Annotated in this window: 4 protein-coding genes; all 4 read left to right on the plus strand. The window is 49.1% G+C overall.

Features of this window, described 5'->3' with window-relative positions:
• Nucleotides 1-5 precede the first annotated feature (5 nt).
• The 4 genes from HQ41_RS09485 to HQ41_RS04880 all read left to right on the plus strand — a co-directional run bounded on the left by HQ41_RS09485 (nt 6) and on the right by HQ41_RS04880 (nt 7631).
• Complete coding sequence (locus tag HQ41_RS09485) at nt 6-536, plus strand: GNAT family N-acetyltransferase (RefSeq protein ID WP_044188690.1); 531 nt, start codon at nt 6-8, stop codon at nt 534-536.
• Nucleotides 527-2545 (plus strand): NAD-dependent DNA ligase LigA, encoded by a 2019-nt coding sequence (gene ligA / locus HQ41_RS04870; protein WP_044188693.1) that lies wholly within the window; start codon nt 527-529, stop codon nt 2543-2545. The genes HQ41_RS09485 and ligA overlap by 10 nt, the downstream gene beginning before the upstream one ends.
• Before the next feature lie 55 nt (nt 2546-2600).
• Nucleotides 2601-4844, plus strand: a complete 2244-nt coding sequence (locus tag HQ41_RS04875) for an inorganic phosphate transporter (protein WP_044188696.1) — start codon at nt 2601-2603, stop codon at nt 4842-4844.
• A gap of 282 nt (nt 4845-5126) precedes the next feature.
• Nucleotides 5127-7631 (plus strand): TonB-dependent receptor, encoded by a 2505-nt coding sequence (locus HQ41_RS04880; protein WP_044188700.1) that lies wholly within the window; start codon nt 5127-5129, stop codon nt 7629-7631.
• Nucleotides 7632-8209 lie beyond the last annotated feature (578 nt).

Raw genomic sequence — 8209 nt, forward strand, 5'->3', positions numbered from 1 at the left:
GATAGATGAGTAGGCAATTACTACATTCCGATAGATTGTTTCTCAGAGGGATAGAGCTTGACAAAGACAAAGATTTGCTCTACCTTTGGGAGAACGATGCCCGCTCGTGGGCGTCCTCTGGGGCGCTTAATCCTATATCAACTCAGTTTATAGACCAATATATTATTCAATCTACAACGTCAATCCTTGAGCAGTCGGGACTTAGTCTAATGATGGTTGCTACTGATAGTCTTGCCCCAGTAGGGTATGTACAACTACAAGACTACGAGCCAATCAGTAAGCGTATAGGTATTGGTCTGTATGTCGCTCTCGAGTACCGCCGGAGGAGATATGCCTCCGATGCTCTAGAGCTAGTGCACGAGTATGCGCGTCGCCGCCTAGGCTGCCGCATGGCGTATGCGTCTATTTTGGAGAATAACCTAGCCTGTCTTCGGCTCTTCGAGAGCCTCGGCTATCGCCACGTTGGTACCCTAGAGGGCTGGCAATGGTCCGATGGTCACTATTACGATCTCAAATACTACCAACTATGGCTATAGTGGAAAAACGAATACAGCAGCTACGTGCTGCTCTCAATCGCTACAACTATGAGTACTACGTACTCTCCACTCCGACCATATCCGACCAAGAGTTTGATATGCTACTCAAAGAGCTCGAGGCTCTAGAGGCACAGTACCCCGAACTTATTACTCCCGATTCACCCACACAGAGAGTTGGCTCGGATCGTACCGAGGCATTTACCCAAGTTGAACATCGCTATCCGATGCTCTCTCTCGGCAATACATATAGCTACGACGAGGTCAGGGAGTTTTATAAGAGAGTAAGTAGAGATCTGGGGCACCATTTCGATGTCGCAGCTGAGCTCAAATACGATGGACTGTCTATATCGTTGATCTACGAAGACGGTATGCTTGTGCGAGCCGTTACTAGAGGAGATGGGCGTGTCGGGGACGATGTAACGGCCAATGTGCGCACCATTCGCTCTATACCGCTACGCTTGCAGGGCGAAGATGTACCGAGTAGCCTTGAGGTGAGGGGAGAGATTTTACTTCCGTTCGCAGAGTTTGATAGACTAAACGAGCTGCGTATTCAATCCGGTGAAGCCCCCTTCGCCAACCCTCGCAATGCAGCCAGCGGTACACTCAAGCTCCTTGACCCACGTGTGGTCGCAGAGCGTAGACTCGATGCCTATTTCTATTATGTCCCAGCACTCCCCGAGTTACCAGATAGCCACTACGAACGCCTCAATTGCTGCAAGCGATGGGGACTCAAGGTGTCTCAAGCGACGAAGCTATGCCATAGCCTAGAGGATATACTCGCTTTCTTGGATCATTGGTCTGTGGCTCGCACAGACGAACCAGTAGCTACAGACGGAGTAGTGCTCAAGGTCGACTCTATCCTAGCACAAGAGGAGCTAGGATACACGGCCAAGAGCCCACGCTGGGCAATTGCTTATAAGTTCTCAGCCGAGCGTGTACAGACAACACTAGAATCGGTAGATTACCAAGTGGGGCGCACAGGGGCAATAACGCCAGTAGCTAACCTTAGTCCCGTGCAGATCTCTGGGACGACAGTACGCAGAGCTTCGCTACACAACGCCGACTTTATTCGCTCCCTTGACCTACATCTAGGCGATCTCGTTTCGGTAGAGAAAGGAGGCGAGATTATACCCAAGATAGTAGCTGTTGATACTGAGCTTAGACATCCTATGGCTCAGCCTGTAGATTTCCCTACACTCTGCCCTGCCTGCTCGGCTACATTGGAGCGTGTCGAGGGGGAAGCCGCTTATTTTTGTCCGAACCGTACGCTTTGCCCTCCTCAGCAAATGGGGCGCATTGAGCATTACTGCGGACGTAAGGCAGCCGATATTCGCATTGGCCCAGAGACGATAGATTTATTCTTTGAGCAGGGGCTGATCTGCAACGTAGCTGATCTCTACCGACTTACAGTGGAGCAGATAGAGGCGTTGCCCGGATTTCAGCGTAAGAGTGCCGAGAAGCTCTTCGGGAGTATTGCAGACTCCAAGTCACGCCCCTATGCAGCCTTACTTTTTGGCCTAGGTATTCGATATGTTGGCGAGACCGTTGCGAGAACTTTGGTTAAGCACTTCCGCTCAATCGACGAGCTGGCTAGCCAGACGCATGAGAGCCTCTGTGCAACGCCTGAGATTGGTCCCGTGATCGCTCAGAGCATCGTAGATTATTTTGCCTCCGAAGAAAATAGACGTTTGATAAAGGATTTACAAGATCTGGGTCTACGATTTGAGAGAACACAGAGCGAAGAGGTGGTGAGTGCCTCGGTTGCCTCTCCAATTACGGGCAAAGTATTTGTCATCAGCGGAACGTTTGCTCAGCATACAAGAGACGAATATAAAGCCTTAGTAGAGCGTTTGGGCGGAAGAATGAATTCGTCCATCTCATCAAAGACCGATTATGTGTTGGCGGGCGACAAGATGGGCCCAGCCAAGCTGGCGAAAGCAACCCAACTGGGCGTTAGTATTCTGACCGAAGATCAGTTCCTCGAGTTAATCTCCGAGGTGGATTGGTAGGCACAACATATAAAACATCAAAGACTTATCTCAAAAGAATTAATATTCAAAAACTATGGATTTGATTTTTACCTGTATTCTCATCTTCCTAGCCGTGCTGGCAATCATCGACTTGGTAGTGGGGGTGAGTAACGATGCCGTGAACTTCCTCAATTCGGCTATCGGTGCCAAGGCCGCACCATTCAAGGTCGTTTTGGGAGTGGCGGCTGTCGGGGTATTCCTCGGCGCCTCGCTCAGTAACGGCATGATGGATATAGCCCGTAACGGGATCTATCACCCTGAGTACTTTACCTTCGAGGAGGTAATGATCATCTGCTTGACTGCTATGGTCACAGATGTGATACTGCTCAATATCTTCAATTCGCTTGGGTTACCTACATCGACCACTGTGTCTATGATCTTCAATTTGCTCGGCGGAGCCTTCTGTATGTCGATGCTCAAGATCGGCCAAGATCCGTCGCTACAGCTGACAGAGCTGATCAATACGTCCAAGGCTCTGCAGGTGATCATCGCCATTTTCATGTCGGTGGCCGTAGCGTTCTTCTTCGGCACAGTGGTGCAGTACTTCACACGTCTGATATTTACCTTCAACTATAAGAAGAACTTGCCCTACTTCGCTGGCATATTCGGAGGTATTGCCATCACCTCGATTATCTACTTCATGCTGATTAAGGGGCTCAAGGATGCAGCCTTCATGACGGCAGATGCCAAGGCTTGGGTCAGTGAGAATACACTGATGCTTCTGGGGATCATCTTCGCCGCTTCGGCACTGATCATGCAGGTTCTTCATTGGATCGGCCTGAACATCTTCAAGATCATTATTCTTGCTGGTACGCTTGCTCTCTCTCTGGCTTTTGCGGGCAATGACCTTGTAAACTTCATCGGTATTCCTTTGGCGGGGCTCTCTGCCTACACCGATTACATGGCCAATGGCAATGGGGCCTACGATACATATCTCATGGGAGCAAACAATCTCCCAGCCTCTACTCCTGTCTACTACCTACTTGGCTCGGGACTGGTGATGGTGCTTGCACTCGTGTTTTCCAAGTCGGCTCAGAACGTGATCAAGACATCGGTCAATCTATCTCGACAAGATGATGCCGAGGAGAGTTTCGGTACGTCCAAAATCTCTCGTGGTCTGGTGCGTGCTAGTAGTAGTACCGCTCAGTTGGTGCACAACATACTACCACCTGCAGCAACCCGTTGGATCAACAGCCGCTTCAACAAGAGCGAGATTATTCTAGAGCAGGGGGCGGCTTTCGACCTCGTTCGTGCCTCTGTCAATCTTGTATTGGCGGGTCTGCTCATTGCTGTGGGTACATCGCTCAAGCTACCTCTGTCTACCACCTATGTAACGTTTATGGTCGCTATGGGTACGTCGCTTGCAGACCGTGCTTGGGGTAGAGAGAGTGCTGTGGGTAGACTTACGGGTGTGATGGGCGTTATCGGTGGTTGGTTCGTAACGGCTGCGGCTGCCTTTACCATTGCAGCGATCGTATCTCTCACAATGTTCTATGGTGGCTTTGTTGCTATGATCGCTTTGATTGCTCTAGCGGTGTTCCTCCTCTTTAGTAGCCGTTTATTCAAGAAGAAGAGTGAGGCTAGCGATGAGCTATTCGTAGAGATCCTTAACTCGGAGAATGAAGCCCAAACTTGGGAACTTCTTTCTAAGCACGTTCGCCTAAACCAGATTGCACATTTGGACAACGTGACCACAGACTATCAGAACCTCACCAATGGCTTCCTCAACGAGGACCTCAAGATGCTAGGCAAAGTGCAGTACCGCACAGAGGAGAATAAACGCAGGTTTAAGAGTATGCGCCGAAAGGAAACGATCGGTTTGCGCAGACTCAAGAATGACGCCGTCCTAGAGAAGAATATGTGGTTCCACCTTGGGGCTAATGCCTGCCTACAGATGAGCTATGCCATTGAGCGCTCGGCAGAGGTGTGTCACGAGCACGTGAGCAACAACTTCAACCCAATGCCTGCACAGTATCGTGAAGAATTCCTACCCGTGCGTGATGAAGTGATCGATTACATCGGTCAAGTGCATCTCCTGATCTCGAGTGAAAAGATGGAAGATGCCAAGAAAGCTAAAGCAATGGGTAAGGAGCTTAGAAATAAAGTCAAGGAGATGCGTAAAACTCAAATGAAACGTACGCATAAGAGTGATAAGGAAAATCTGAAAGTTTCGCTTGTGTATATGAACATTCTCCAAGAAACGAATGAGATCCTCAATAACCTACGCCACCTAGTTAGCTATAGCCAACAGCTACTAGAGAGCAAGGACGAACTATAAGCTCATACATAGCACTAAGATTGATAGAGCCCCGGCCGCAGACTATGACTTGCGGCCGGGGTTCTATTTGTGTTTATATTCGGCGGTGTACACTATCTGACTAAACAACTGCCACCTTAGGCTGGCTCATAGGCCTAACCCAGTAGCTAGCGGCATCTATTTTCTATATCCTTCTGTCTTATTAAAAATATTTACCTAGTATTAGGTATTTGATTGGTATTCGGTTGTTTTTCTTGTTTGTACCTTATATCTTTGTTTCATTCATCAAAACATTTATTATATATGAAGAATCTAAATTACTGTCTAGCCCTCATTCTATCTCTATGCCTGCTATTGCCTAGGGTAGAAGCGTTTGCCCACCCCGGGCATGGGGCTAATGTCGTGGGAACGGTGATTAATGCCAAGACAAAGGAGGCACTACCGTACGCACAGGTCGTGATCAAAGGCACGACCAAGGGTACTACCACCGATGCGGCTGGGTCATTCCAAATCAAAGATCTCCCTGCTGGAGCTTATGTACTAGAGGCTAGGCTAGTCGGCTATGCCTCGGTGGAGGAGCGTATCGTCCTCAAAGAGGGGCAGACACGCCATATAGACCTCTATATGGTAGAGCAGAGTATTGATCTAGATGGAGTCGTGGTATCCGCTAATAGACAAACGACACTGCGTAAGATGGCGCCAAGTCTAGTGACGGTGCTCTCAGGCGATATGTTTGTCAAGACCAACTCCGACAATCTTAGCCAAGGTCTTAGATTTCAACCCGGGCTACGTGTAGAGGACAATTGCCAGAACTGTGGCTTCAATCAGGTACGCATCAATGGTCTACAAGGAGCCTACTCGCAGGTCTTGATCGATAGTAGACCTGTTTTCAGCGCACTGGCTGCAGTCTATGGGCTTGAGCAGATACCAGCCTCTATGGTTGAACGAGTGGAGGTAATCAGAGGCGGTGGCTCGGCACTCTTTGGTTCCAATGCCGTAGGAGGTGTGATCAACGTGATCACCCGTGAGCCACTGCGCAATTCAGCTAGTCTATCCCATAGCTATACGGCTATCGGCAATCAGGCTGGTAGTTTATCCTCGCTACAGTCTACGACTAGTTTCAATGGATCACTCGTTACTGACGACAGAGATGCAGCGGTAATGATCTTTGGGCAGCATAGTGCTCGCCCCGGACATGACTACAATGCCGATGCCTTCAGTGAGTTGCCAGAGTTGAAAAACCGTTCATTGGGCTTCCGTGCATACTACAAGACGGGGCTATATGGTAAGCTAACGGCCGAATATCGCTCTATGCACGAATACCGTAGAGGTGGCGATCGACTCGAGGAGGCTCCATTCCACGCCAATATCGCAGAGTACCTACAGCACTACATCAATGGCGGTAGTCTTCGTTTCGATCAAGGCAGTGCCAGCGGCCGCCACTCTATGAGCCTCTATGCCTCTGCCCAAGAGGTGCTACGCAAGAGCTACTATGGTGGAGGGGATAGACCCGATGAGCTCATCAAGCGTATCAAGGATCCCAATGACAAGGACGCCGAGGGCGAAGTCCTCAATTCGCTTACCGCCTATGGTGTATCCAAGGGTTGGGACGCACAGGCAGGGGGGCTCTACATACACAAATTCCCTGTTGGGCTCGACCTTACTGCTGGGCTAGAGGGCACCTTCAGCAAGCTCAATGACAAGAGCGGATTTCGCCCCGCCAACATTGATCAGCATGTACAGACTTGGTCACAGTTCGATCAGCTCGAGTACAAGAGCGATAAATGGAACTTCCTGCTCGGTGGACGCTTCGACTACGTACGCCTGACCCAGAATGGAAAAAAGACCATTGAGCCTCTGCTTATTTTTAGCCCTCGTGCCAATATGCGTTTCAATCCGATCAAGGATCTTAGTCTTCGCCTCTCGTATAGCGAGGGCTTCAGAGCACCACAGTTCTTCGACGAAGAGATGCACGTAGAGTTGGCAGGTGGTGAGCCTATAGCACGTGTACTAGCCGACAACCTCAAGGAGGAGCGTTCGCGTAGCTTCAGTGCTTCGGCTGACTGGTATGGTTCGCTTGGTGGCAATTGGCAGTACAACCTGATGGTTGAGGGCTTTGCTACATTCCTACGCAACCAGTTTGTGGAGTCACCCATTCAGCAGGAAAAAGATGGCATCAAGCAGCGCATCATCGTCAATAGTACCTCGGGCGTATCCAAGGTGTATGGAGCTAATATCGAGGGTAAGATTGCGCATGGACGCCTATGGGAGCTACAAGCAGGGCTAACCCTGCAGCGTAGCCGATATGGAGAAACGAAGACGCTCATCGACGAGGATAAAGACAAGGGGCAGGCTGAGATCTCTACCGACGACTACGAACGCACGCCCAATGTCTACGGCTATTTTACTTCAACTCTCCGTCCACTTAAGCGTCTGAGCTTTATTCTCTCGGGGACTTATACTGGTAGTATGTTGGTGCCTCACGAAGCTTACGAAGGAATGCCAGAGGGAGCTCAGCCCGATGCTAGAGGGCATTTTAGCCTAGTTAAGGACGGTGTGCATTATAGCGGTGTTGCCGAGGGGTATGCTTATCTAGCCAAGTCTAAGCCTTTCTTTGACCTTGACCTCAAGCTCAACTATGAGCTACCACTAAGCTCTACCGTAACGCTCGATCTAAGTGCTGGGGTGCAGAATATCTTCGATGCTTATCAGCAAGATGCAGATAAGGGGCCGGGACGTGCCTCTACCTATGTGTATGGCCCTATGTTGCCACGCAGGGTGTATGCGTCTGTAGCCTTCAGATTGTAAATAATGAGTTGTTTTTGGATAAAGAGTAACTAAACCTTCAAAAGATGCTATATAACATATTTATTTGCTTGCAGGAATAAACAAGATGTTTGACCTTTGCAATCGAATACATATCATCTTTTTCGTCTTAGTTATTGATTTTACACTTTAGAAAGGGGGGGCCTTGGGGAAAGGGCCTCCCTTTCGCTTTTTTATATGTCTAAATATCTGTCTTCTTATCTACTAACTTGGCGTATAGGTGGGGGCAGGGCACAATGCAATTGCCCAATCTATGATATAGCCACGTGCTTATGAGGCAGAGATGCATTTAAGCATTTCTACTACATTTATGTTAATCTATGTAAACGTTTAGGCTCAGAATCCCAAAGGGTGGGGGAATAATATTGTGCGAACCATAAGGCCTTCGGCAAAATTGAAGGACTGATTTTAGCCGATTGTAGGACTAACTTGCTGTGATGTGTCCATCAATCCTAGAAAATTGGAGACCATTGCTCCACGGCGATATAGAAATTGACCTTCTTGCGTATTTCGGGGGTGAATTTAATCTTCCTCTTTCGGAAGCTACCTGCTTCGACAGC

Source organism: Porphyromonas sp. COT-290 OH860 (assembly GCF_000768935.1).
In the GTDB taxonomy this organism is placed as follows: Bacteria; Bacteroidota; Bacteroidia; order Bacteroidales; family Porphyromonadaceae; genus Porphyromonas.